Origin of the sequence: Phenylobacterium sp. (assembly GCF_037189685.1) — a bacterium.
GTDB lineage: Bacteria > Pseudomonadota > Alphaproteobacteria > Caulobacterales > Caulobacteraceae > Phenylobacterium.
Genome location: NZ_JBBCIT010000033.1, coordinates 38,174 through 62,803, shown reverse-complemented (window position 1 = coordinate 62,803; position 24,630 = coordinate 38,174). Strand labels below are relative to the sequence as shown.

Below are 24,630 nucleotides of genomic sequence, written 5' to 3'. Positions count from 1 at the left end.
TTTTCGCCGCGCGGCGAGGCGACGGACCGTCACTTCCGCGTCCAGGCCTTCAGGCTGTCGAGATAGGCCAGGAGCTGATCGTAGGCCGCCTGGTCGCCATAGCCGCAGCCCGTGGTGATCACATCGGTTCCGCGCGCCCTCTGCATCATGATGGCGGGGTGGGCGGGCGCTGTCGGTTGGGTGACGAGGTACGACGTGCGGCCGTCGGCGCTGGAATAGAAGCGGTAAGGTTCGGCAGGTTCGACCGGTGCGGGGTTGAGCTTCGCCTGGGAGACCACAGCGGCGGACTGGGCGTCGAACGGCTGCTGGCAGTCGAGGTCCAGGTAGGTGGTCCGGGACTCCGGCTCGGGGGCGCAGGCGCAGAGCACCGCGAACAGGGATGAGCCGACGGCGCCGGGCAGGGCGCGGGACACGGCCCGGGACAGGGCGCCGGAAGCGCTGCGGCTCCCCCGGACGGGGAGCGCCGGCTTCACGCCAGCTCCACCCGGTAGCTTTCGATCACCGTGTTGGCGAGGAGCTTCTCGCACATCGCCTTGACTTCGGTCTCGGCGGCGGCCCTGTCGCCGGCCTCCAGGTCGAACTCGATGGTCTTACCCACGCGGACATGTTCGACGCCGCCCCAGCCCAGGCCGTGCAGCGCCTGTTCGACGGCCTTGCCCTGCACGTCGAGGACGCCGGGCTTCAGGAACACATGAACCTTCGCGCGCATCAGTGGAGCCCTCCCTGAATCACGGTCGGCATCTCCTTCATGATCCCGAGGCGGCGCGCAACCTCGGCGTAGCTCTCGATGACGTTGCCCAGGTCGCGGCGGAAGCGGTCCTTGTCCAGCTTCTCGTTCGTCTGGGTGTCCCAGAGGCGGCACGAATCGGGGCTGATCTCGTCGGCCAGGATCACGCGGCTGAAGTCGTTCTCCCAGATGCGGCCGAACTCGATCTTGAAGTCCACCAGGGTGATGCCGACGCCCAGGAACAGGCCGCTCAGGAAGTCGTTCACCCGCAGCGTGAGCGCCATCATGTCGTCGATCTCCTGGGTCGAGGCCCAGTTGAACGCGGTGATGTGCTCCTCCGAGACCATCGGGTCGTGGAGCTTGTCGTCCTTGAGATAGAACTCGATGATCGAGCGGGGCAGGGCCTGGCCCTCGGGCAGGCCGTAGCGGGTGCTGAGCGAACCGGCCGCGACGTTGCGGCACACCACCTCGAGCGGGATGATCTCGACCTCCCGGATGAGCTGCTCGCGCAGGTTCAGGCGCTTGATGAAGTGGTTCTGAACGCCGATCGCGTTCAGCTTCGTCATGATGTACTCGCTGATGCGGTTGTTGATGACGCCCTTGCCCTCGAGCACGGCCTTCTTGGTGGCGTCGAAGGCGGTGGTGTCGTCCTTGAAGTACTGGATCAGGGTGCCCGGCTCGGGCCCCTCGTACAGAATCTTGGCCTTGCCCTCGTAGATCTTCTTACGGCGGGTCATGGGTGGGCCTTCTCCACGGCGAGGACTTGTCCGGTGTCGGGAAACGAAAAACGCGCGCGGCTTGATCGTCGCGCGCGGGTCCGACTTCGGCCTCTCGCCAAATTCCAGGCCAGGCGAAAATAGCGAAAGCGGCGCTGCGGCGCAAACGCGGGCAGGTAGCATCAGGCGGGCAATGTGAGGTCGACGAACGCGAGGGGGACGCGGCTTTCCGTTGCAGGCCGTTCCGGCGCGCGATATGGGATCGCCCGCTTACGAAGTTTGACCCTGGGACCCGATGACGACCTTCGACGATCGCGAACAAGGCTTCGAGAAGAAGTTCGCCCTCGACCAGGAGCAGGAGTTCAAGGCGCACGCCCGCCGCAACCGGGCTCTGGGCCAGTGGGCGGCCGGCCTGATGGGCCTGGAAGGCTCGCATGTGGACGAGTACGCCAAGGCGGTCGTGAAGTCCGACTTCGAGCTGCCGGGCGACGACGACGTGTTCCGCAAGGTGTTCGAAGACCTCAAGGGCTCGGGTGTCGCCGTCACCGAGGGCGAGGTGCGCATGAAGATGGCCGAACTCCTGGCCCAGGCCCGCGAGAGCGTCCGCAACGGCGGCTGATCGTCCTACACCCCTGTGGGCCTCGTCCGATTCGGGGCGCGCCGAAGGCGCAAAGTGAAGAGAACCGCGGAAAACGCGGAAGAGCGCGGAAGGGACCGCGTCTGCTGAACGTCCGCGTCCTTCCGCGTTTTCCGCGGTCTAATCCTTTCGGCGCTGACGCGCCTTCGCGGCTGAAAAGCGCGCGCCAGCCGGCCGCCGCTACGCCTTGAGCTGGCTGTCGAGGTACTTGCGGATGCCGGCGCCATAGGGCGGGCGGAGCATCTTCAGGGGGCCGATGTCCTTCTTCATCTGGGTGAAGACCGCCTTGCGATGGCTGAACTCGCGGAAGCCGTCGACGCCGTGGTAGCTGCCCATGCCCGAGGGGCCGACGCCGCCGAACGGCAACTCCTCCTGGGCCACGTGCATGACGACGTCGTTGACGGTGACGCCGCCGGCGGTGGTCGAGGCCAGCACCTTCTCCCGCTCGGCCGCATCGTCGCCGAAGTAGTAGAGGCCCAGCGGCCGGTCGCGTCCGTTCACATAGGCGATGGCGTCGTCCAGGCTGCGGTAGCCCTTCACGGGCAGCACCGGGCCGAAGATCTCCTCCTGCATCACCTTCATGTCGTCGGTGGGGTCGAGAATCAGGGTCGGGGCGATCTTGCGATGCTCCTGCTGGGTCAGGTCCTCGCCCTCGGGCTTCAGCTCGATCACCCGGGCGCCCTTGGCGCGGGCGTCCTCGACGTAGCCGGTGATGCGCTCGTAGTGCCGCTGGGCGACGACCGAGGTGTAGTCCGGATTGTCCTTCAGCGTCGGGAACATGCGCGTGACCGCCGCGCGGGCGGCCTCGACGAAGCCGTCCACGGTGTCTTCCGGGGCCAGGACATAGTCCGGGGCCAGACAGATCTGGCCGGCGTTCAGCGTCTTGCCGTTCATCACCCGGGCGGCGGCGGTCGACAGGTCGGCCGAACGGCCCAGGATCACCGGGCTCTTGCCGCCCAGTTCCAGGGTGAGGGGCACGAGATTCTCGGCGGCGGCGCGCATGACGTGGCGGGCGACCGAGGTGGCGCCGGTGAAGATCAGGTGGTCGAAGGCCAGGCGGGAGAACGCTTCGCCCACCTCCGGCCCGCCGGTGACCACGGCGATCTCCTCCTCGGAGAACGACGAGGCGAACATGGTCTTCATCAGCTCCGACGTGGCCGGCGTATATTCCGATGGTTTGATCATCGCCCGGTTGCCCGCCGCCAGGATGCCGGCGAGGGGGCCGAAGGTGAGGTTCACGGGGAAGTTCCACGGGCTGATGACGCCGACGACGCCCTTGGGCTGATAGCGGACTTCCGCCCGGGCGCCGAACAGGCTCAGGATGGCGGGTGTCGTCTTCCGCTTCTCGGGCCGCATCCACGTCCGGAGGTGGTCGCGCGCGTGCGTGAGCGGGCCGATGGATCCGGCGATGTCTGTGACGGCTGTGGCGTCACGCGAGCGCGAGCCGAAGTCGGCGTTCACCGCATCCTCAATGGCGGTGCGGTTCTCGCGCAACAAGCGGATGCAGCGGTCGATCCGCTCGATGCGCAGCTCGGCGCTCGCCTCGCCGTCGCGCAGATGCGCCGCCTTCTGGCGCTCCAGGGCCGTCTGCATGTCCATCGGATCGTCCTCCCTCGTGGGCAGAACAGGCGCAAAGATGACGCCTCCGTCAAGATGAGACTGCGTGGCGACGACCGCCCCGGGCGACGACTCAGCGCCGCGCCGCCTCAAGCACCGGCCGGCTGATCGTCTTCGGGACCACCTGCGCCCAGGCCTCGCGGACGAGGTCGGCAAGCTCGGCGTCGTCGAGGTGGGAAAGCTCCACCGCGGCCCAGTGGACGGTGGCCACCGGGAACTTCTGGAACGTCTCGGGCCGGATCTCGAACAGCAGTTCCTGGTGGCCCCGATCCAGCTTCAGGACGACGCGGCCCTTCCAGCGCAGGGCGAAGGTCTTCTTGCCCACGTTGAACCAGGGCTCGTCCCGGTAGGTCACCTCGTGGGCGCCGGGAAGCGCGAGGGCGAGGCGGCGGAGGTCGTCGAAGGTCGCGATGACGGGCCTCCTCCCGTGACCGGCTACTCCGCCGCGAGGGCCTTGGCGTGAACGTCTTCGCCGAAGACGCGGGCGAAGATCACGTCCACGTTCTTGAAGTGGTAGCCCAGGTCGAACAGCTCGCCCAGTTCGGCGTCAGAGAGCGTGATCTCGGGGTCGGCCTTCAGGAAGTCGAGGAAATTGCCCTCGCCACGCCAGACCTTCATGGCGTTGCGCTGGACCGCCGCGTAGCTGGCCTCGCGCGAGAGGCCCTTCTGGGTCAGGCCGAGCAGCACGCGTTGCGAGTGGACCAGGCCGCCCAGGCGGTCGAGGTTCTTCGCCATGTTCTCGGGATAGACCACCAGCCGCTCCACCACGCCGGCCAGGCGGCGAAGGGCGAAGTCGAGGTGGACGGTGGCGTCGGGGCAGATGCCGCGCTCGACCGAGGAGTGGCTGATGTCGCGCTCGTGCCAGAGGGCGACGTTCTCCATCGCGGGCGTCACCGCCGAGCGGACCAGACGAGCCAGACCGGTCAGGTTCTCGGTCAGGATCGGGTTGCGCTTGTGGGGCATGGCCGAGCTGCCCTTCTGGCCCACATCGAAGAACTCCTCGGCCTCCAGCACCTCGGTGCGCTGGAGGTGCCGGATCTCGACGGCCAGGCGCTCGACGGAGCTGGCGACCACCGCCAGGGCGGCGAAATAGGCGGCATGGCGGTCGCGCGGGATCACCTGGGTGGAGACGGGCTCGACGGCCAGGCCCATCTTGTCGGCCACATAGGCTTCCACCTCGGGCGCCACATTGGCGAAGGTGCCGACGGCGCCCGAGACCGCGCAGGTGGCGATCTCGAACTTCGCCATGGCCAGCCGCTCCTTGGCGCGCTGGAACTCCGCATAGTGGCCGGCGAGCTTGAGGCCGAACGTGGTGGGCTCGGCGTGGATGGCGTGGCTGCGGCCGACGGTCGGAGTCAGCCGGTGCTCGTAGGCCCGGCGCTTCAGGGCCGCCAGCACGAGGTCGACGTCCTCGATCAGAAGGTCGGTCGCACGCACGAGCTGGACGGCCAGTGTCGTGTCGTTGACATCGGACGAGGTCATCCCCTGGTGCAGGAAGCGGGCTTCAGGGCCGACGATCTCGGTGACGTGCGTCAGGAAGGCGATGACGTCGTGCTTCACCTCGCGCTCGATCTCGTCGATGCGGTCGGCGTTCCAGATGGCGTCGCGGCCCTTCTCCCAGATGACCCGGGCGGCTTCCTTCGGGATCACGCCCAGGTCCGCCATGGCGTCGGCGGCGTGGGCCTCGATCTCGAACATGATCTTGAAACGCGTCTGGGGCGACCAGACGTCGGCGGCTTCCTTGCGGGTGTAGCGGGGGATCATGGCGCGCGGTATCCGGCTCGCGGGAGCCGGAGTCAACGCCGCCCCGCGCGTTCCGTCAGGCCAGGGTCGCGCCGCGGCGGCGCAGGGCCGAGCCGGCCAGGCCGAAGCCGCCGATCAACAGCGCCCAGGTCGCGGGTTCAGGCACGGCGGTGACGGCCGGCAGATCCCGCGTCGCGATGTCCTGCTGGTCCGGTCCGGGCATGGATGTCTGACTGAAGGATTCGTCCTCGACGCGTGCGGAACTGAAGAGGCCGAAGCCCCCGCCGGCGGCGGGGGGCGGGATGAGCGCCAGCACCAGGACCAGGTCGCCATCCTCCGGGTTCCAGACGAAGGCGTCGCCCGTGAACGACAGGACGTCGCCGCCGATGCCGCCCATGACGAACTTGCCCCAGGTCCCCAGCTCCTCTCCGTTCAGCGCGAACGAGAGGCGGAACATCTTGGAGTCGAGCGCGCCCAGCACGCTACGGTCGAGGAGAAGCTGACCGATCGTCACCGGTCCGCTGAAGTCGGAGGCCGAGAAGGTCCGCGTGACGACGCCCTTTTCGTTGAAACAGGTCGTCTTGCCGCAGCTCGTGTCCCAGCCCGCGCCGAGAATGGTCGCCGCCTGGGCGGGAAGGCCGCCCAGAATCAGAGCTACGCCGGCCGCAGCCGCCGCCAGATATCCACGCATGTTCGATTCCCGTGCCGAATCGGGTTGAGCATGCACAACGGACGGTAGAGCCGCAATCGCCTGCGCCTGGAAAGAGACTGGCGCTCGCCTGGCGGGCGTATGCTCAGCCGGATTGCGGGCTGCGGCGCCTGTTTCTGAGCATCGCGCCAGCGCCGCCGAACCCGAGAATCATCGCGGCCCAGGCGTCCGGCTCGGGCACGGCGGTCGCCAGGAACCCGGCGCCGGGCAGCGACGGCCGGGCGGCGGGGAAGCCCACCACGGAATCGGGAAGAGGGCTGAAGGCAGGCGGCGCCAACGAGACCGGGCTTCCGCCGAACCCGGCAAACCCGCCGCCCCCGCCCGCCTGGGGCAGGAGGAGTTCGACCCTGACGGTCAACTCGCCCAACGCGCCATCCCAGTCGAATGACTGGCCGCGCAGGGTGACGACGTCGCCGCCCAGGACGCCGACCACGAACTTGCCCCAGTCGATCACCGTTCCGTCAGCCAGCTCGAAACTGATGCGCACGGCATGGTGCTGCATGTCGCCCACGATGCCGCGACTGAACGCGAGGGCCGAGACGCCCTTCAACCCGCCGGTCCCGGGGGAGAAGGTCTGGCTGAAACTGCGCCGGCTTTCGGACAGGCAGCCGCCTGAACCGCACAGGCTGTCGGGTCCCACCGACAGGAAGGTGGCCGCGTCTGCGGACGACGCCACCGCGGTCATGACCGTGGCGAGCGCCAGCGCTCGGATTTTCTGCATGTCAGCCCCGCCGTGTCTTGAGGTTCCGGACATGCCTTCAACTTCGCAGGCGCAGCAAAGTTTCCGTCACCGTGCGACGACGGTGAAGTTTTTTTCAGCCTGTCACGCCTCTCCCCGGGCGCGGGCCATGTCGCGGGGCAGGGTGATCGCCGCCAGCAGGTAATGGACGCCCGCCCAGGCATAGATCAGCAGGTTCGAAACGATGCCCATCCGCGTGCCTTCGGCCATGGCGGCCGGACAGGCGGCGAGCAGCTCGGGCGACGAGCCGGCGGGCGCCATGCCGCCTTTGCAGACCTCCAGGAAGTCGCCCACCATCCCCTTGGCCGTGAATGCGGCGCGCGCGAACTGGTCGATGCACCAGCCGCAGAAGGGGGGGCCGAAGCCCAGCGCGATCAGGTTCAGCACGAAGAACAGGACGGCGACGGCGGTGGCCCGCATCCGCACGTCCATGACGTTCTGGACCACCCCGAACGTCGGTCCGAGGTAAGTGTAGTGCAGGATGCCCGGGATCAGCAGGATCGCCCAGGCGACCTGGTAGCTGTCACGGGTGAAGGCCAGGATGTAGATCGGCGTGGCCAGGATCAGGCCGATGGCCGGCACCAGGGCGTACCAGCGGGCGCTGCGCTTCGAGGCGAAGTCGGTGAGGAAGCCGCCCAACAGGGTGCCGGCGCCGTTCGAGATCCCCGAGATCAGGCCGATGGCCATGCCCACCAGCCCGAGCCCCAGCCCGAACTCGCGGATGAAATAGGCCGGGACGTAGTTGCCCGTGCCATAGCCCGCGAAGCTGGCCAGGGTGATTCCCGCCGCCATGTGGAACATGCCCCAGCTTCCGAACAGGCGCTTCGAGACCGCCATGATCGAGGGGGGCGGCTCGGCGGGCGCTTCCGCGGGCGCGCCGGCCACCGACGCCTCCTGTCCCAGGGCCGCGGGCGGCTCGTCGGCGAGCGCCTGCCGGTCCGCCCAACCCCGCGGCGGCTCCTTGATCACCAGCTTGATGGCGATGGCCACCAGGATGCCGGGCAGCCCCACCACCATGAACGCGGCCTGCCAGGAGAGGTTCTCGGCGATCCAGCCGCCGGCCATGGCCCCGAACATGGTCCCCAGCGGAATGCCGAAGGCGTAGATCGAGAGGGCGGAGGCGCGCTTCTTCGGCTCGAAATAGTCGCTGATGAGGCTGTGCGCCGGCGGCGATAGGCCGGCTTCGCCGACCCCGACCCCGACCCGGAACAGCAGGAGCTGCAGGTAGCTGGTCGCCGTGCCGCAGAGCGCCGTGAAGGCCGACCAGACCACGATCGCGATCGAAATGATGTTCACGCGGTTCGTACGCTCGGCCAGGCGCGCGATGGGGATGCCCAGGGTGGTGTAGAGGAGGGCGAAGGAAAGCCCGCCCAGCCAGCCCAACTGCTGGTCGGTCAGTTCGAGGTCGACCTTGATGGCCTGCCCGATGGTCGAGATGATCGTGCGGTCGATGAAGTTGAAGGTGTAGGCCACGACCAGCAGCCAGAGCACCGTGTTCCGGTAGGCCGGCGTGAACGTCGGCTGGGCCGGCTGAGCATTGGCGGTCATGTGCCATTCCCCCAGGCCGGTTCCCGCCGGCCCGCTGTCGGCGCGGACGTTAGGCTGAACCCGGGTCGCCGGATAGGGGGCCGTAGCGGCGCCCGGAGCTCTCCCTGCAGACGCTTTTCAGGGGTCTCCGCCGAGGAGGGCGGCCAGCAACTGGCCGCGCAGCAGGCCGCGTTCCACCTTGCCCATGGCGTTGCGCGGGATCGTGTCGATCCAGGCCAGATGGACAGGCGGCAGGTCGGCCCGAGCCGCCAGGAGGGCGGCCAGCCGGTCGCGCTCGCCGCCGGGGGCGGCCACGACCGCCAGCCAGCACTGCTCGACGCCGTCGGTCCCGGGCGCGGCGAAGGCGGCGCAATCCGCGACGCCGCCGGCGGCGTAGGCGGCCTGCTCCACCACTTGCGGCATCAGCTTGAGGCCGCCCAGGTTGAGGCGGTCGTCCACGCGCCCCTCCAGGATCAGCCGGCCGTCGGGCAGGCGGCGGCCGAGGTCGCGGGTGTGGAACCAGCCGTCGCGGAACCGCTCGGCCGAGGCCTCGGGATCGTCGAGGTAGCCCTGGCTCATCCGCTCGGACGTGATGCGGAACTCGCCCGTCTCGCCGTCGGGCAGGGGGCGGCCGTCGTCGTCCACGACCTCGAGGATCGCGCCGGCGGGCGTGCGGCCGACGAGGCCGGGATGTTCCTCGAGGTCGGCGGCGTGACCCACGGCGAGCAGGCTGGCCTCGGTGGAGCCGTAGATGATGCGCACGTCGGGTGTCAGGCGCAGCCGCGCCTCGTGCGCCAGCGGCGCCGGCAGGAGCGCCCCGGCCGCGCAGATCCGCCACTCGGGCCGGGCCAGGAAGCCGTCCGGCAGGACGGTCAGCAGCTCGCGGAGCTGGCGCGGTGTCAGGCCGATGATTCCCGGCTCGACCTGTTCCATCAGAGCCGGGATGTCGCGGATGCGGAAGCCCCAGGCGACCGCGCCGCCGACGCTCCACGCCGCGACCGACATGCTGAAGCCCAGCATGGAGTCCACGCCCGTCACCGGCGCCCAGGTCCCGGCCTTGCCGGCGGCGTAGCTGCGCAGGTTGGCGTGGTTGCCGGCCTCGAGCCGCCGCCAGGTGAGGCCGACGCGCCGCGGCGACCGGGTCGTGCCCGACGACAGCATCACATGCCCCAGCGCGTCCGGGTCCAGCTCGAGCTGGGGCAGGTCAAAACGGGGTTCGGCGGCCAGGATCGCGGTGACCTCGTCGGGGGTCAGCCGCAGGACGGGCGGCCCCTCGCCCAGGCCGTCACTGTCCGTCAGACGCAGGTCGGCGCCCGGGTCCGCGCCGGGCGCGCCGCAGATGCCCAGGCGGGCCAGGGCGGCCATCGTCAGAAGCTGGAGATAGGGGGAGGCGATGGCCACCGCCACGACCCCGCAGACCGGGCCGAGGCCTCGCTCCGCGAGCGCGCTTCCGAGACGGTCGATGTCGGCGTCGAAGGCGGCGTAGCTGTATCGCCGGCCGGGAAGGATCACCGCCGGCGCGCGCGGGGTCCAGGCGGCGTTGTCGCGGATGAAGCCGTCAAACATCAGGGGCCTTTCCGGCGGCCGGCGGGCGGGTCGCCGCCAGGACGGCCTCGCGCAGCGCGTTGCGGTCGACCTTGCCCATGGCGTTGCGGGGGATGTCCCGGGTCCAGGCGTAGCGGGGCGCCGGAAGGTCGCCGTGGCCGGCGAGGTGGCGGGTGAGCCTGCCCCCGTCGAACCCCGGCTCGGCCACCACAGCCAGCCAGCAGGCGTCGAGCCCGTCCGGCGTCGGCACGGCGAAGGCGGCGCAGTCGCGCACGCCCGGGCAGGAGAGGGCTGCGGCCTCCAGGACCGCCGGCATGATCTTCAGGCCGCCCAGGTTCATGCGGTCGTCCCGGCGGCCTTCCAGCACCAGACGGCCATCGGGCAGGCGGTGGCCGATGTCACCGGTCAAGTACCAGCCGTCCCGGAACCGCTCCGCGTCGGCCTCGGGATCACCGAGGTAGCCCTGGATGACCCGGGGGCCGCGGATGCGCACCTCGCCCGACTGGCCCTCCGGCACGGGGCGCCCGTCTTCGCCGACGATGGTCACGATCGCGCCGGAAGGGGTGATGCCGACCTGACCGGGCGCGTCGTCCAGACCGGAGGCGAGGCCCTGCCCGCCCGCGCCGCCTTCCGTGGAGCCGTACAGCGTGCGGATATCGGGGGTGATGCGCGCGCGGGCTTCCCGGGCAGTCTCGGGCGGCAGGACGGCGCCGCCCACCATCAGGCGCCACCTGGGCGTGGGCCGGAAGCCGGGTGGCAAGGCGTCCAGCACGCGGCGGAGCTGGATCGGCGTCATGGCGACGATTCCCGATTCCAGGCGTTCGAGCCACCGGGGCAGGTCGTCGGCCTCGAACGAGGCGGTCACCGCCGCGCCGACGGCCCAGCCGCACATGGCCATCGTCAGTCCCATCATGGCGTCGATGCTCACCAGCGGGATCCAGGCGCCCAGGCGGCCCCCGCCGTATGAGCGCAGGCTGAGATGGTTGCCATGTTCGATCCGCCGCCAGGTGTAGCCGACCCGTCGCGGCCGGCCGGTCGTGCCGGACGAGAGCATCACGCGGCCGAGATCCAGGGGGGCATATGCCCGGGATGGCCAGGGTCGGGGCTCCCGGGCGTACATCGCGCGTAGCCAGGCTTCGTCGATCCGATGGACAGAAGATCCTTCCGGAGATCCCCCGGGCGGAACGTGGCCGTCGCTCAGGTGGGCGTCGCTCAGGCGGGCGTCGGCGCCCCAGTCTCCGGCCGGCGAGGAGGCGACGCCCAGCCGGGCGAGCGCGGCCGTGGCCACGAGCTGGATGTAGGGGGCGGCCAGGGCGACCGAGACCACCTGGCCCGGTCGCAGCTCCAGTTCGGCCAGGGCGGCGGCGCAACGGTCCACGTCGGCGTTCACCTGGGCATAGGTGAACGTTCCGCCGGGTGTCACGATGGCGGTGGCGCGCGGCGTCCACCCGGCGTGGTCGCGGATCGGTCCGTCGAACATGTGGTGAAGCTAGCCAACCCATGCCGCCGGGGGGAAGCCTCTCCCGGCCGGATGCGGCCCGCCGGCTTGTCCAGCCCGCCTTCGAGCTCGGTTCCTCAGCTCACCGTGTCTTCCCGGATCGTCCTCCGCGCCAGCCAGAAGCAGGCGAAAGCGGCCAGCCCGAAGAGGGTCGAGATGATCAGCGCCCAGCGGACGCCCTCGGCCGGGCCCATGCCCAGGCCCGTGTTGAGGTAGTCGGACAGCATGCCCACCGCGAGCGGCCCGAGGCCAAGGCCGACGAGGTTGATGACGAAGAGAAGGATGGCCGAGGCGGTGGCGCGCATGTGCGGCGGCACGACCGACTGGCCCGTGCCGTAGACCGGGCCGTACCACAGAGTTCCAAGGAAGGCGTTGATCCCCAGGATGAAGAGGGCGGTCGTCGCCGAATCTATGGTCACCGCCAGGATGTAGATGGGGATCGTGATCAGGCTGGCCAGGGCCGGGGTCACCATGTAGGCGCGCAAGTCGTTGCGGCCGAAGCGGTCGGCGATCACGCCGCCCACCCAGGCGCCGAGGGCCCCGGCCGTTCCGCTGATGATGCCCAGAGCCAGCCCGAGGAAGCCGACGGGACCCAGGCCGAAGCCGTCCGCGAGCCGGCCGATCTCCTCGGCGTGGTTGCGCAGGAAGAACGAGGCCGTGAACGGCGCGTGGCCATAGCCGATGAACGCCTTCACGGCGGCGGCGAAGGCGATGAACCAGAAGGTGCGGCGCTTGGCCAGATAGGCCATCGTCTGCCCGAAGGTGGCCGAGGCGGCGGCGACCTGCTGGGCGTGCTGCGCCATGATCTTCCGGGGTTCCTTGAGCGTGAAGATCGCCAGGATCGCGAAGACCAGACCGGGGGCGCCGGCCACGAGGAAGGCGGCGCGCCAGCCGTAGGCGTCGGCGATCAGGCCGCCCATCACCAGGCCCAGGAGGCTGCCGATGGGCGTGCCCATGGAATAGAAGGCGAGGGCTGAGGCGCGCTTCTCCTTCGGGACGTAGTCGGCGATCAGCGAGTGGGCGGGCGGGGTGCAGCCGGCTTCCCCGACGCCGACCCCGATCCTGTAGATGATGAGCTGCCAGAAGTTGCCGGCGGTGGCGCAAAGCGCGGTGAAGCCGCTCCACACACCCACCGCCGTGCCGATGATGACCGCGCGGTTCTTGCGCTCGGCCATCCGCGCGATCGGGATGCCGAGGAAGGTGTAGAAGACCGCGAAGGCCAGGCCGCTCATCAGGCCGAGCTGGGTGTCCGAGAGGCCCAGATCGCGCTTGATCGGTTCGGCCAGGATGTTGATGACCTGCCGGTCGAGGAAGTTGACGACATAGATGCCCAGCAGCAGCCACATCGCATAGCGCGTGTAGCCCTTGGAGAAGGGCGTCGCCCCTTCGGCGGGAACGGCCGGCTTGGCGGTCGGTGTCACCTCGGGGGAGACGGCTTCGGTCATCTTGGACGCGTTCCTCGGAGTTTTTTCTTGTGGGCCGCCGCGACTAGATGGCGCCCGGCGGCGCGCTGCAACCGTTGAAGTGTTTCAGGTCAGCAGTATGGAGGCGAAGGAATGGAGCTGGTGATCGGGACCAAGAAATGGTCGACATGGTCGTTGCGACCCTGGCTCGTCCTCAAGCGCACAGGCCTGCCGTTCGACGAGACGCTGATCGCGCTCCGCCAGGAGGACAACCGCACCGAGTCGGCGATCCGGCCGCATTCCCCGTCGGGCCTCGTGCCCTGCCTGAAGGACGGCGACCTGACGATCGTGGATTCCCTGGCCATCTGCGAGTACCTGGCCGAGAAGGTCCCGGGCCTGTGGCCCGCCGACCCGGCGGCCCGCGCGCTGGCGCGGTCGGCGGCGGCCGAGATGCATTCCGGCTTCGCCTCGCTGCGCGGAGAGTGCCCGATGGCCCTGGAGACCGAGCCCCGGGTGGCGGCGATCTCGCCGGCCACGCAGAAGAACGTGCGCCGGATCGTCGAGCTGTGGCGGAGCATGCTGGCGCGCTTCGGCGGACCGTACCTGGGCGGGGACTGGTCGATCGCCGACGCCTTCTACACGCCGGTGGCCACGCGGTTCCGCACCTACGGGATCCATCCCAGCGACTACGGCGACGATGGCCGGGCCGGCGAATACATGCAGCGCCTGCTCTCGACGCCCGAGTTCCTGGAATGGGAAGCGGCCGCCCGGGCATGAGACGTGTCGCGGCGCTCCTGCGGGCGGTCAATGTGGGCGGGCAGGGGGCGATCCCCATGGCCGACCTGCGCGCCCTCCTCTCCGAGGCCGGCTTCGAGGGGCCCGAGACCCTGCTGGCCAGCGGCAACGCCCTGATCGGCACGTCCTGGGACGACGCCCGGACCGAGGCGCGGTTCGAGTCCGCCGTGGCCGAGCGGTTCGGGTTCAAGACCGATGTCCTGGTCCGCGGACGCGACCAGCTCGCCGCCACGATGGCGGCGAACGCCTTCCCGGAGATGGCGGCGGACAAGCCCAATCTCCTGATCGTGATGTTCCTGCGCGGCGAACCCCAGGAGCGCCTGGACGTGCTCGAGTCCTACTGCACCTCAGGCGAGCGGGTCGCCCTGGGGCCGGCCTGCCTCTATCTCGCCTATCCTGCCGGGTCGGGGACGTCGAAGCTGTCGGGCGCGGTGATCGAGCGCAAGCTGGGCGTGCGCGGCACGGGCCGCAACTGGAACACCGTGGGCAAGCTGTTGACCCGGCTCAGCTAGGACCGGCCCGGTCAGGTCAGGACGCGCGGACCTCGACCTCGCGGGCGGTCACGGACTCGCCACAGGCCGAGCAGGTCATGACCGGTGTGAAATCGCAGCCGCAGGCCCTGTGCCGGTGCAGAAGCGGCGGTCCTGCCTCGTCGGCGTAGTGGACATCGCCCCAGTGGACGATCGCCATGATCACGGGATGCAGGGCCAGGCCCTTGTCGGTCAGGCGGTACTCGTGGCGGACGGGGCGGTCCTGATAGGCCTCGCGGCGCAGGACGCCTTCCTCGACCAGATGCTTGAGGCGGTCGGCGATGATGCTGCGCGAGATGCCCAGCCGCGCCTCGAAGTCGTCGAAGCGGCGCACGCCCAGGAAGCAGTCGCGCAGGACCATCAGGGTCCAGCGGTCGCCGATCACGGCCACCGACCGGGCCACCGAGCAGCGCACCGAGCCGAGTTCATTCCACTTCATCGTGCGGGTTCCATGTCGCCCGGGATGATCCCATTGACTGGGTTCGGATTCAAGACGAACATGAGTTCTGTTTTCGAACGGAGGTGGCGATGGGTGATCCGCCAGGGGACGAACGACCCGGCGTGTGTCTCGTGGTCGGCGTGGGCGAAGGGCTGGGCTCGGCCCTGGTCCGGGCCTTCGCCGCCGAGGGCTATGCGGTGGCGATGACGCGGCGGCCGCGCAACGTCGAGGCGCTCGAACCGCTGGCCGGCGAGATCCGGGCGGCGGGCGGGTCGGCGTACCCGTTCGGTGTCGACGCCCGCTCGGAAGAGGAGATGGTCGCGTTGTTCGACACCATCGAGCGCGACGTCGGCCCCCTGGAGGTGGTGGTCTTCAACATCGGGGCGAACGTGCGCTTCGGCATCCGCGAGACGACGGCGCGGGTCTTCACCAAGGTCTGGGAGATGGCCTGTTTCGGCGGCTTCCTGGCCGGGCGGGAGGCGGCGAGGGTGATGGTCCCGCGCGGGCGGGGCACGATCCTGTTCACGGGCGCGACGGCCAGCGTCCGGGGCCGCGACGGCTTCGCGGCGTTCGCTTCGGCCAAGCACGGCCTGCGGGCGGTGGCCCAGAGCATGGCGCGCGAATTGGGGCCCCAGGGAATCCACGTGGCGCATGTGGTGGTGGACGGTCCGATCGACGGCGTCTTCATCCGCGGCCTGCGCGGCGGCGACGTGGACGAGGCGCTGGCCCGGGACGAGATCCTGAAGCCCGAGGAGATCGCCGCCAGCTTCGTGGCGGTCCACCGCCAGGGCCGTTCGGCGTGGACGCACGAGCTGGACCTGCGGCCCTGGAAAGAGACTTGGTGAGGAGACGCCCCGTGGCGACCATCGACTTCATCTTCGATTTCGGCAGCCCGAACGGCTACCTGTCCTGGAAGGTCCTGCCCGCGGCGGCGCAGCGGGCGGGCGCCGAGGTCAACCTGATCCCCTGCCTGCTGGGCGGCGTCTTCAAGGCGACCAACAATCGCTCGCCGATGGAGGCCTTCGGCGAGGTGAAGGGCAAGCTGGCCTACGAGGCTCTGGAGACCAGGCGCTTCGTCGAGAAGCACGGCCTTTCCGCCTACCGCCCGAACCCGCACTTCCCGGTGAATACGCTCCTGATCATGCGCGGCCTGGTCGCCGCCCGCCGGATGGGCGTGGGCGAGCCCTATCTGGACGCCGTCCTCAAGGCGATGTGGGAGGACGGCGAAAAGATGGACGACCCGCAGGTCGTCGCCCGGGTGCTGTCGGCCGCCGGCCTCGACGCCCCGGCCCTGTTGGCGGCGACCCAGGATCCCGAGGTCAAGGCCGAACTGGTCGCCAACACCGAGGCGGCGGTGGCCCGCGGCGTCTTTGGAATCCCGACCTTCTTCGTCGGCGACGAGATGTTCTTCGGCAAGGAGCGCCTGGAGCAGGTGGAGCAGGAAGCGGCGCGGCAAGGCGCCCGAGGAGGATCGCATGACTGAAGCCGCCGCGGGCCGGGTCCGCACCGAACGCCACGACCGCATCCTGCAGATCGTGATCGACAATCCGGCCAAGAAGAATTCGTTCAGCCCGGAGATGATGGCCGAACTCTCGGACGCCCTGACCCAGCTGGACCGTGATGAGGAACTGTGGGCCGGCGTGATCTGCGCCGTCGGCGACAACTTCACGGCCGGCCTCGACATGCCGAAGTTCTTCGGCCCGGGCGCGCGGCCCGCGCCGATCCCGGACGACAACATCGATCCGTTCGGCCTGCGCAACGTCTGCCGCAAGCCGGTGATCACGGCGGTCCAGGGCATATGCTTCACCGTGGGGATCGAGATGGCCCTGGCCGGCGACATCGTCGTGGCCGCCGAGGACACCCGGTTCTGCCAGATGGAGGCCAGGCGAGGCATCGCGCCGCTGGGCGGGGCGCACTTCCGCTATGTGACGCGCGCCGGGTGGGGGAACGCCATGTACCACCTGATGCTGTGCGACGAGTTCGACGCCGCCGAGGCCTATCGGATCGGGCTGGTTCAGGAGGTCGTGCCGGTGGGGGCGCAGACCGAGCGGGCCATGGAGATCGCGCGCCGGATCAACGCCAATGCGCCGCTGGGCGTCCAGGTCACGAAAGAGGCGGGCCGCATGTTCATCGCGGCGGGAGAGGCGGCGGCGGTCGCCGCGATCCCCGGCATCCGCGAGCGTGTCATGGGAACGGCCGACGCCGCCGAGGGCATCCGTTCGTTCGTCGAGCGCCGGGCCGCGGTCTTCCAGGGCCGATAGGCGGCCGTCCCCATTCACAGGGGCTCCGGCCACAGGGGCTTCGGCGCCGCTACGTCAGCCGGGTCACAGTCGCCCGAAACTCAGGGGAGGCTGGAATGGAGCGGGGATCGGCGCGGGCTTTCGGGCCGGAGGTGGCGGTGGATCCGGCCGCCTTCATCCACCCCACGGCCCAGCTCTATGGCCGGGTGACGATCGCCGACGGGGCGTCGATCTGGCCCAACGTGGTCGTTCGCGCCGAGTCGCAGGAGGTGATGATCGGCGCGCGGACAAACATCCAGGACTTCGTGATGATCCACGTGGGCGCGGGGACGGGCACGATCGTTGGCGAGGACTGTTCGATCACCCACCACGTGACCCTGCACGGTTGCCGTATCGGTGACCGGGTGCTGGTGGGAATCGGGGCGACGGTGATGGACGGCTGCGAGATCGGCGACAATTCGATCATCGCCGGCCACGCGTTCCTGAAGGAGGGGACGGTGATTCCGCCGAACGCCATCGTCATGGGCGCGCCCGCGAGGGTGGTGCGGGAACGCGACAGCGCGGCCGCCAATGCGTTCAACGCCTGGATGTACCGCGAGAACGCCGAGGCCTATGCGCGCGGCGAGCACCGCCTGTGGAGCACGGCCGCCTTCGGAGAGCGGGCGCGCGCGGAACGGGCGCGGCTGGAGACGCTGCATCACCCGTGAGCGGGCTCGTCGGCCGCGCTGAAGCGCGGGCCTGGAGGCCGCGCCGTCGTCTGACCGTCGCAAACTTCGGATACTCCGGAAGCGTGGAAACACGGGTGGCGATCGCGGCGCTGTCGGCGCTGGCGCATGAGGGGCGGATGGCGGTCTTCCGCCTGCTGGTCCGGGCGGGACCTGCGGGGATGCCCGCGGGCGAGATCGCGCGCGCCGCCGGCATGCTGGCCAACACCCTGTCGAGCAACCTGAGCATCCTGGTCGCAGCGGGACTCGTCACGTCCCGGCGCGAAGGCCGGTCGGTCATCTACGCCGCCGTCTATGGCGAGGCGCGTCGACTGCTCGAGTATCTGGTGGACGACTGCTGTGGCGGGCGTCCCGAGATCTGCGCCGCGCTGCCGCCCGCCGCGCCGCTGGAGGCGGCTCCCCGACCGGCGATCGAGGCCGTGTTCGTCTGCGCCGGCGACCCGGCGCGGGCGGTGCTGGCCGCCGCCCTGATGAACACCCTGTCCGATGGCCGCTTCCACGCGCGGGCCGCGACGCTTTCGGGCCAGACGCGGGCGAACCCGCACGTCGAGCCGCTGCTCCGGGCGCTGGGCGTTGAGGAAGGCGAGGTGGCGCCTGTCCCGGTGGCGAACCTGACCGGTCCGGATGCGCCGCCCCTGGCGTTCGCCATCACCGTCTGCGCCGAGGCGGCGCGGGCCCCCAGGACGGTGTGGCCTGGCCAGCCGATCACGGCCCAATGGGACATCCCCGACCCTGCTGCCGCGACGGGCACGCCGGCCGAGATGGCCGCTGCGTTCCGCGAGGCCGCGCGGCGGCTGCGCAATCGGATCGAGTTGTTGCTCGCCCTGCCGATGGAGAAGCTGGACCGCCTGGCGCTGCACGCGCGGACTTACGAGATCGGCCGTGGAACCGACCTCGCCGACGGCGAAACCTGAGGCGCCCGCCAGGCCGGCGCGACGGCCTGTCCCAGGGGTGTGTGTCGGATTCTTCTGGACAGACCAGAGGAAAGCCCTCGCCATAGCTCCGGGAACAGGGACGGAGACAAGCCGGATGTCGACGACGCCCGCAAACGACGACGCGCGACCGAAGGGTCGACTGAACATCTCGGACCAGGACCTGGAGGCCTATGTCGCCGACCGCCTGGGAGACGGACGGCGGCTAGAGGTCGAGGGCTTTCTGGCCTGCAATCCCGATCTCGCCGCACGCGTGATGACCGAGCGGCACAGGCGCGGCCGTCGTCAGACGGGGCGGCTTGGGCCGTCGTGGGGCCGTGTGGCTGCGGCGGGGGTCGCCGCCTGCGTGATGTCGGCCGCCGTGGGTTGGCACGCCGCCGCCCAGCCGCCGGTGACGGCGCACTGGCGGGAGGCGGATGGGGACGCCGCGCCGCGCTACGTGGAGGACGCCCTGGAGTCACGGCTCGCCGCCCGCGTCCGCGCGGTGATGGTGTCGCAGACCGACACGCCGGTGCTGGACGCCGCCGAGGTGGAGCGCACGCTCAAGGTGCGGATTCCACGGCTGCCGGAGGGGTGGCGGGTGGTGGACGCCCAGATCTATCCGTCGGACGATGGGCCGGCGCTGAACGTGATCGTCACGACGGTTCCCGGCGCGCGCCTGCACCTCTTCGTGGTCAAGGCCAACGCGTCTGTCTCGGCGTCGCCCGTGCTCGCCCGCAACGGGCGCGACGCCGTCGCCTACTGGGAACGGGGGGTTTCGGCGTATGTGTTGCTGGCCGACTCGCCGGGCGTGGACCTGTTGCAGGAAGCGCGCACCCTGGCCCGATCGGGATGACGGGCGGTGGGCCGGGGTTGGCCCCGGCCGCGTCGCCGCCTAGCTAAGGGACATGCACCTTGATCTTCATGCCGGCGACAATGCGGCCGAACTGACCGCCGAAGCCTGTGTGGTGGGCGGCGGGGTCGCGGGAATCACCACCGCGCGTCGCCTGCTGGAACTGGGCTGGTCGGTGGTGCTGTTGGAGAGCGGCGGGCTGGACTACGAGCCGGCGACGGCGGCGCTCAATGCCGGTGAGAACATCGGCGAGACCTATTACGACCTCGAGGACGCCCGCCTCCGGTTTTTCGGCGGCACGACGGCCATCTGGGGCGGCCGCGTCGCGGAGCTGGACCCCATCGACCTCGAGCGCCGGGACTGGGCGCCCCATACGGGCTGGCCGATCGCCTGGCGTGACCTGGAGGCCTACTACCGGCCTGCGCGCCGGATGTTCGGTGTTGCGGAAGAGGCCGCCGCGGCAGCCGACCTGCTGGCCGCCGGCGCTGCGCCGCCCGCCCTGGATCCGTCGCGCCTGGAGCTGGGGGTCTGGAGCTTCGACCGGAAGTTCAACCGCTTCGTCTTCGCGGAGTGCCGCGACCTGATCGCACATCCGCGGTGCCGGATCGTGACCCATGCGACGGTGACCGAGATCGAACTCGACAGCGGCGGTCAGCAGGTGGCCGGGCTCAAGGTCGCCTCGCTGTCGGGCCGCCGGCTGACGGTGCGCGCGCGGGCCTACGTCCTGGCCGCCGGCGGCATGGAGAATCCGCGCCTGCTGCTGGCCTCCAGGTCGGTGGCTCAGGCGGGGATCGGCAACGGCCACGACCAGGTCGGTCGCTACTTCATGGAGCATCCGCACGCGCGAGGCGGCCGGGTCCTGGGACGCGGGGTGTGGAGCCTGCTGCGGGCCTTCGGCCGCACCCATCGCCTGGGCGCGCAGGAACTGGCGGGGCTGATCAAGCCCAGCGCGGCGCTGCAGGCCGAGAAGGAAATTCTCAACAGCTCGCTGACCATTGCTGCGCGGCAGCCGGCGGGCTCGGCCGAAGCCTGGGGCATGGCGACCTACAATCGTATCAAGCACAACGTCGCACCCACCCGCGGCGGTCGTGCTGTGTGGATGGTGACCAAGACCGCCGCGCGCTGGGCGCAGCAGCGAATCGACCCGGCGCGGCCGTGGTTGCTGCACCAACTGGGCCTCCGCGACGTGGCCCTGGTGGTCCGCGCCGAGCAGGCGCCAAATCCCGAGAGCCGGGTGCTGCTGACCGACCGCACCGATCCGCTGGGGGTGCCGCGCGTGGCGCTGGACTGGCGGATGACCGAACTGGACGTGCGCAGCGTGGCGGTTCTGGTGGAGACGCTGGACGCCGAACTGCGCCGCCTGGGCATGGGCCGGATCGACGTGCCGGACTGGCTCGGGGACCCGGCCGGCGGCTGGCGGACCGATCCGCTGATCAGCGCCCACCCCATCGGCGGCTATCATCACATGGGGACGACCCGGATGTCCGCCGATCCCCGCTCGGGCGTCGTGGACCCGCACGGCCAGGTGCATGGCGTCGCGAACCTCTTCGTGGTGGGCAGTTCGGTGTTCCCCACCTCGGGCTGGGCCAACCCCACCCTGACGATCGCTGCGCTCGCCTTGAGGACGGCCGACCGCATCGAAGGCCGTGCGGCGGCCTTCCGCGCCGCCTGATCCGGACCTGCGGCGAGAGGTCGCGGCGCACACGACACCCCCATCACCCCCGGCGTTCACGGTGTCGAAACCGGTTGCACGCCTAGGCTGCGCGGCGCCGGCAGCGCGCAGGGAGACGTGGTGGACCGCCAATACGCCGATGCGGAGGCGCTCGCCTTCATCGCGGAGCACGCGAGCGACGTGATCGTGCGGACCAACCGCGCGGGTGTCCTCACCTATGTGTCGCCCTCGATCCGGCGGTATGGCTATGAGCCCGGCGACATGATCGGCAAGGCGTACTCGGCGTTCGCGCACCCGGACGACCTGGCGGTCCTCTCGGCCAACTCCGAAGCGCTGTTGGCCGGGATGAAGGACCCGGACGCCAACCGCCTGCACCGCTTCCGCGCCGGCGACGGTCGCTGGGCCTGGGCGGAAGGCGCACCGCACGTGGTGTTCGACGACAACGGCGAGGTTGTCGAGATCATCAATATCTTCCGGGATGTCACCGCACGCGTGGCCCAGGCCGAGGCTGCCTCCGAGGAGGCGCGTCAGTTCGAGGCCGCCTTCCGCTATGCCGCGATCGGAAAGGCGCTGGTGGGTCTGGACGGCGGCTTCATGCGGGTGAACGACGCCTTCTGCCGGCTCGTGGGCTACACCGAGGCCGAAGCCCTGGCGCTCGACTTCCAGACCTTGACCCATCCTGCCGACCTCGACGCGGATCTGGAGCAACTCGGGGCGCTGACCGCGGGTGCGATCGACAGCTACCGCATGGAAAAGCGCTATGTCCGAAAGGACGGTGGCGAGGTTTGGGTTCACCTGACGGTGTCGATCGTGCGGGGGGATGACGGGACGCCGCGGCACTACGTGGCCCAGGTCGAGGATCTGACCGAACGGCATGCGGCCCAGGCCGCGCTGCGGGACAGCGAAGCGCGCTACCGGCTGCTGGCGGAGAACAGCGAGGACGTGACGGTTCAGCTCTCGCTGACCGGCGAGATCCGGTATGTTTCCCCGGCGGTGCGGGCCTATGGCTATGCCCCCGAGGCGCTGGAAGGTCGGCTGATCCGCGAGTTCATCCACCCCGACGATCTCGAGCAGGCGGGGGCCAACCTGGCGGCCGCCCTCGGCGGCCAGCCCTCGCCGAATCATCTTCGCCAGCTCCGCTTCCGTAGCGGCCGCGGCGACTGGGTCTGCATGGAGGGCAACGCGCGCGCGCTCCGTGACGCCGCCGGCGCGCCCGAGGGCTTTGTCACGACCCTGCGCGACGTGACCGAACGTCTGGAGCAGGAGGCCCTGTTCAAGGCCGCGTTCGAGCATGCCGCCATCGCCAAGAGCATGGTGGGGCTTGACGGGCGGCTGCTGTGGGCGAACGAGGCGGCCTGCCGGCTTACGGGATACGGGCGCGAGGAACTGATCGGCACGGCGTTCGCCGACATGGTCCATCCCGACGAGGCGGGCATGGACGGCCCGAAGATCGAAGCGCTTCGGCGGGGAAGGATCGCCAGCTACGAGTCCGAGCGGCGGTTCCGCCGGATCGACGGCGGTTACGTCTGGGTGCGCCAGACCGTGTCCCTGGCCCGCCACGCCGACGGTCGGCCGAAGTATTTCCTGGCCGAAGTCGAGGACCTGACCGAGCGTCACGCGGCCCAGGCGGCGCTGAGCCGCAGCGAGGAGCTCTATCGCCTGATTGCGGAGAACACCTCGGACATGATCGTGATGTCCGACCTGAACGGAGTGGCGACCTATGCCAGCCCTTCGGTGCGCGCCGCGGGCCGACAGCTCGGCGAGGTGCAAGGGCGCAGTTTCCGCGACAACGTGCATCCAGGCGATATCGCCGTCCTTTCGAAGGCTTTCGTCAGGCTGCTTTCGGGCGCGCACATCCAGCAGGTGCGCTGGCGCGGCCGCAACGCGGCGGGCGACGGATGGGTGTGGCTGGAATCCAATCCCAGCCTGGTCCGTGACCCGCGCACGGGCGAGCCGACGGGATTCCTGGACGTCATCCGCAACGTCCAGCATCAGGTCGAGCAGGAGGAGGCGCTGGCGCGCGCCCATGCCGAGGCGCAGACCGCGGCCCGGGCCCTGCAGGAGAGCGAGGCGCGGTACCGCCTGATCAGCCACAATACCTCGGACATCATCGTGATGGCCGAACCGACCGGCCGCATCTCGTTCATCAGCCCCTCGATCGCCAGCCTGGGCTACACGCCCGAGGAACTGGTGGGGACGGCGTTCACGAAGCAGATGCATCCTGACGACCTCCCGAGGGTGTGGGGCGAACTGAAGGACCTGCCGGCTGGAGCGACGTCCACGCGCATGCGCTGGCGCGCGCAGCACAAGGTGACCGGCGAGTGGATCTGGGTGGAATCGCAGCCCACCATGCTCCGCAATCCGGAGACAGGCGCCGCGGCGGGTTTCCTCGACGTGGTCCGCAACGTCACCCAGCAGGTGCAGCAGGAGCAGGAGTTGGCCGCCGCCCGTGCGGCCGCCGAGGCCGCGGCGGCGGCGAAGTCGCAGTTCCTGGCCAACATGAGCCACGAAATCCGCACCCCGCTGACGGCGGTCCTGGGCTTCACCGGCCTCCTGGATGGCATGGCGGACCTGCCTCCCGCCGCCGCTGGCCACGTCGACCGGATCGCAGCGGCGGGCAAGGGGCTGCTGGCGATCGTCAACGACATCCTCGATTTCTCGAAGCTGGAGGCCGGGAAGTTCGAGATCCGGCCTGCGCCGACCGACCTTGCCGCCGTCTGCCGGGAAAGTCTTCTGCTGTTCTCGGGTCAGGCCGAGACCAAGGGGCTCACGCTCGCCTTCGAGGCGACGCCGGACCTGCCCCATGCGGTCATGATGGACGGCGACCGCCTGCGCCAGACGCTGATCAACCTCGTTGGCAACGCGGTGAAGTTCACCGAGGCGGGCGGGGTGACCCTGTCGATCGGCGAGGCGGCTCCGGGTGTCGTCTCGGTGGCGGTTTCGGATACGGGCCCGGGCCTGGACGCCGAGGCCCAGGCGGTGCTGTTCCAGCGGTTCACGCAGATCGACGGCTCGATGACGCGCCGGCACGGCGGCACGGGGCTGGGACTGGCGATCTGCCGGGGTATCGCCGAAGCCATGGGCGGAGAGATCGCCGTGGAGAGCGCGCCCGGCCGCGGCGCGACCTTCCGCCTGACCCTGCCGGCTCCGCCCGTGGGCGATCGACAGGCCGAAGATGATGCGGCGCCGGCGCTGTCGGTCGAGGGACTGCGGGTGTTCCTGGTGGACGACAATGCGACGAACCGCGAACTGGGGCGCCGCATCCTGGAAGCCGCCGGCGCCATCGTGCACGAAGCCCAGGACGGAGCCGAAGCCGTGGCCCGCCTGGGCCTGCTTCCTGCCGACGTGGTGCTGATGGACCTGCGGATGCCGGGGCTGGACGGTCGGGGCGCCCTGGCGCGTCTGCGGGCCACTCCCGGTCCCAACCAGCGGACGCCGGTCCTGGCGTTCACGGCCGACGCGGACGTGCGGACCGATGGGGACCTGGACGGCTTCGACGGTCTGGTGCGCAAGCCCATCCAGCCAATGGAGATGTATGCCGCTATCGCCGAGGCGGCGCTGCTGTCCCGGGGCTGCACGATCGACATGCGGGCGGCCGGCTGAG

Annotated in this window: 24 protein-coding genes; 11 read left to right on the top strand and 13 right to left on the bottom strand. The window is 70.1% G+C overall.

Annotated elements, in window-relative coordinates; genetic code table 11:
• Positions 1 to 29: 29 nt before the first annotated feature.
• Genes WG212_RS18685 through purC form a run of 3 tightly spaced genes read right to left on the bottom strand, consistent with a single transcriptional unit; the run spans position 30 to position 1,464 of the window.
• Positions 30 to 473, bottom strand: a complete 444-nt coding sequence (locus tag WG212_RS18685; protein WP_337188628.1) for a hypothetical protein — start codon at positions 471 to 473, stop codon at positions 30 to 32.
• Positions 470 to 709 (bottom strand): phosphoribosylformylglycinamidine synthase subunit PurS, encoded by a 240-nt coding sequence (purS, locus tag WG212_RS18680; RefSeq protein WP_337188627.1) that lies wholly within the window; start codon positions 707 to 709, stop codon positions 470 to 472. The genes WG212_RS18685 and purS overlap by 4 nt, the downstream gene beginning before the upstream one ends.
• Complete coding sequence (gene purC, locus WG212_RS18675; RefSeq protein WP_337188626.1) at positions 709 to 1,464, bottom strand: phosphoribosylaminoimidazolesuccinocarboxamide synthase; 756 nt, start codon at positions 1,462 to 1,464, stop codon at positions 709 to 711. The genes purS and purC overlap by 1 nt, the downstream gene beginning before the upstream one ends.
• 274 nt (positions 1,465 to 1,738) lie before the next feature.
• Between purC and WG212_RS18670 the strand changes: the two genes are divergently transcribed.
• Positions 1,739 to 2,062, top strand: coding sequence for a DUF1476 domain-containing protein (locus WG212_RS18670; RefSeq protein WP_337188625.1), 324 nt, complete (start codon positions 1,739 to 1,741; stop codon positions 2,060 to 2,062).
• Positions 2,063 to 2,260: 198 nt separating this feature from the next.
• On the opposite strand, the gene WG212_RS18665 is transcribed toward WG212_RS18670, so the two are convergent.
• The 9 genes from WG212_RS18665 to WG212_RS18625 all read right to left on the bottom strand — a co-directional run bounded on the left by WG212_RS18665 (position 2,261) and on the right by WG212_RS18625 (position 12,903).
• Complete coding sequence (locus WG212_RS18665) at positions 2,261 to 3,679, bottom strand: coniferyl aldehyde dehydrogenase (RefSeq protein ID WP_337188624.1); 1,419 nt, start codon at positions 3,677 to 3,679, stop codon at positions 2,261 to 2,263.
• A gap of 91 nt (positions 3,680 to 3,770) precedes the next feature.
• The gene (locus WG212_RS18660) at positions 3,771 to 4,109 is read right to left on the bottom strand and encodes an MmcQ/YjbR family DNA-binding protein (protein ID WP_337188723.1); all 339 of its coding nucleotides are present in this window, start codon (positions 4,107 to 4,109) and stop codon (positions 3,771 to 3,773) included.
• Between the two features lie 23 nt (positions 4,110 to 4,132).
• Positions 4,133 to 5,461: an adenylosuccinate lyase gene (gene purB, locus WG212_RS18655; protein ID WP_337188623.1), complete on the bottom strand. Its 1,329-nt coding sequence runs from the start codon at positions 5,459 to 5,461 to the stop codon at positions 4,133 to 4,135.
• 55 nt (positions 5,462 to 5,516) lie between these two features.
• Positions 5,517 to 6,131: a PEPxxWA-CTERM sorting domain-containing protein gene (locus WG212_RS18650; protein WP_337188622.1), complete on the bottom strand. Its 615-nt coding sequence runs from the start codon at positions 6,129 to 6,131 to the stop codon at positions 5,517 to 5,519.
• Positions 6,132 to 6,234: 103 nt separating this feature from the next.
• Positions 6,235 to 6,870 (bottom strand): PEPxxWA-CTERM sorting domain-containing protein, encoded by a 636-nt coding sequence (locus WG212_RS18645; RefSeq protein WP_337188621.1) that lies wholly within the window; start codon positions 6,868 to 6,870, stop codon positions 6,235 to 6,237.
• A gap of 102 nt (positions 6,871 to 6,972) precedes the next feature.
• Positions 6,973 to 8,436, bottom strand: coding sequence for an MFS transporter (locus tag WG212_RS18640; protein WP_337188620.1), 1,464 nt, complete (start codon positions 8,434 to 8,436; stop codon positions 6,973 to 6,975).
• 117 nt (positions 8,437 to 8,553) lie between these two features.
• A complete protein-coding gene (locus WG212_RS18635; RefSeq protein WP_337188619.1) occupies positions 8,554 to 9,981 on the bottom strand; it encodes a class I adenylate-forming enzyme family protein in 1,428 nt (475 codons plus the stop codon).
• Positions 9,974 to 11,440, bottom strand: a complete 1,467-nt coding sequence (locus WG212_RS18630) for a class I adenylate-forming enzyme family protein (RefSeq protein ID WP_337188618.1) — start codon at positions 11,438 to 11,440, stop codon at positions 9,974 to 9,976. The genes WG212_RS18635 and WG212_RS18630 overlap by 8 nt, the downstream gene beginning before the upstream one ends.
• A gap of 95 nt (positions 11,441 to 11,535) precedes the next feature.
• Positions 11,536 to 12,903, bottom strand: a complete 1,368-nt coding sequence (locus WG212_RS18625; RefSeq protein ID WP_337188617.1) for an MFS transporter — start codon at positions 12,901 to 12,903, stop codon at positions 11,536 to 11,538.
• A gap of 111 nt (positions 12,904 to 13,014) precedes the next feature.
• On the opposite strand from WG212_RS18625, the gene WG212_RS18620 reads away from it, so the two are divergent.
• Both WG212_RS18620 and WG212_RS18615 read left to right on the top strand, forming a co-directional pair.
• Positions 13,015 to 13,638: a glutathione S-transferase family protein gene (locus tag WG212_RS18620; protein ID WP_337188616.1), complete on the top strand. Its 624-nt coding sequence runs from the start codon at positions 13,015 to 13,017 to the stop codon at positions 13,636 to 13,638.
• Entirely contained in the window at positions 13,635 to 14,168 is a 534-nt protein-coding gene (locus tag WG212_RS18615; protein ID WP_337188615.1) for a DUF1697 domain-containing protein, read from the top strand. Before WG212_RS18620 ends, WG212_RS18615 begins: the two co-directional genes overlap by 4 nt.
• Positions 14,169 to 14,184: 16 nt before the next feature.
• On the opposite strand, the gene WG212_RS18610 is transcribed toward WG212_RS18615, so the two are convergent.
• A complete protein-coding gene (locus WG212_RS18610; protein WP_337188614.1) occupies positions 14,185 to 14,625 on the bottom strand; it encodes a helix-turn-helix domain-containing protein in 441 nt (146 codons plus the stop codon).
• An 89-nt stretch (positions 14,626 to 14,714) separates the two neighbouring features.
• Here WG212_RS18610 and WG212_RS18605 point away from each other — a divergent pair, with 89 nt between their 5' ends.
• The 8 genes from WG212_RS18605 to WG212_RS18570 all read left to right on the top strand — a co-directional run bounded on the left by WG212_RS18605 (position 14,715) and on the right by WG212_RS18570 (position 24,629).
• Positions 14,715 to 15,470 carry an SDR family oxidoreductase gene (locus WG212_RS18605; protein ID WP_337188613.1) on the top strand — a complete coding sequence of 252 codons (756 nt, stop codon included), beginning with the start codon at positions 14,715 to 14,717 and terminating at the stop codon, positions 15,468 to 15,470.
• 11 nt (positions 15,471 to 15,481) lie between these two features.
• A complete protein-coding gene (locus tag WG212_RS18600) occupies positions 15,482 to 16,108 on the top strand; it encodes a 2-hydroxychromene-2-carboxylate isomerase (RefSeq protein ID WP_337188612.1) in 627 nt (208 codons plus the stop codon).
• On the top strand, positions 16,101 to 16,886 hold the full coding sequence (locus WG212_RS18595; protein WP_337188611.1) for a crotonase/enoyl-CoA hydratase family protein: 786 nt from the start codon (positions 16,101 to 16,103) through the stop codon (positions 16,884 to 16,886). The genes WG212_RS18600 and WG212_RS18595 overlap by 8 nt, the downstream gene beginning before the upstream one ends.
• A gap of 95 nt (positions 16,887 to 16,981) precedes the next feature.
• Positions 16,982 to 17,572 carry a gamma carbonic anhydrase family protein gene (locus tag WG212_RS18590; RefSeq protein WP_337188610.1) on the top strand — a complete coding sequence of 197 codons (591 nt, stop codon included), beginning with the start codon at positions 16,982 to 16,984 and terminating at the stop codon, positions 17,570 to 17,572.
• Between the two features lie 95 nt (positions 17,573 to 17,667).
• Positions 17,668 to 18,504 carry a metalloregulator ArsR/SmtB family transcription factor gene (locus WG212_RS18585; protein ID WP_337188609.1) on the top strand — a complete coding sequence of 279 codons (837 nt, stop codon included), beginning with the start codon at positions 17,668 to 17,670 and terminating at the stop codon, positions 18,502 to 18,504.
• Between the two features lie 115 nt (positions 18,505 to 18,619).
• On the top strand, positions 18,620 to 19,357 hold the full coding sequence (locus tag WG212_RS18580; protein ID WP_337188608.1) for a hypothetical protein: 738 nt from the start codon (positions 18,620 to 18,622) through the stop codon (positions 19,355 to 19,357).
• Between the two features lie 52 nt (positions 19,358 to 19,409).
• Complete coding sequence (locus WG212_RS18575) at positions 19,410 to 21,026, top strand: GMC family oxidoreductase (protein ID WP_337188607.1); 1,617 nt, start codon at positions 19,410 to 19,412, stop codon at positions 21,024 to 21,026.
• Positions 21,027 to 21,146: 120 nt separating this feature from the next.
• Positions 21,147 to 24,629 (top strand): PAS domain S-box protein, encoded by a 3,483-nt coding sequence (locus WG212_RS18570; RefSeq protein ID WP_337188606.1) that lies wholly within the window; start codon positions 21,147 to 21,149, stop codon positions 24,627 to 24,629.
• Position 24,630 lies beyond the last annotated feature (1 nt).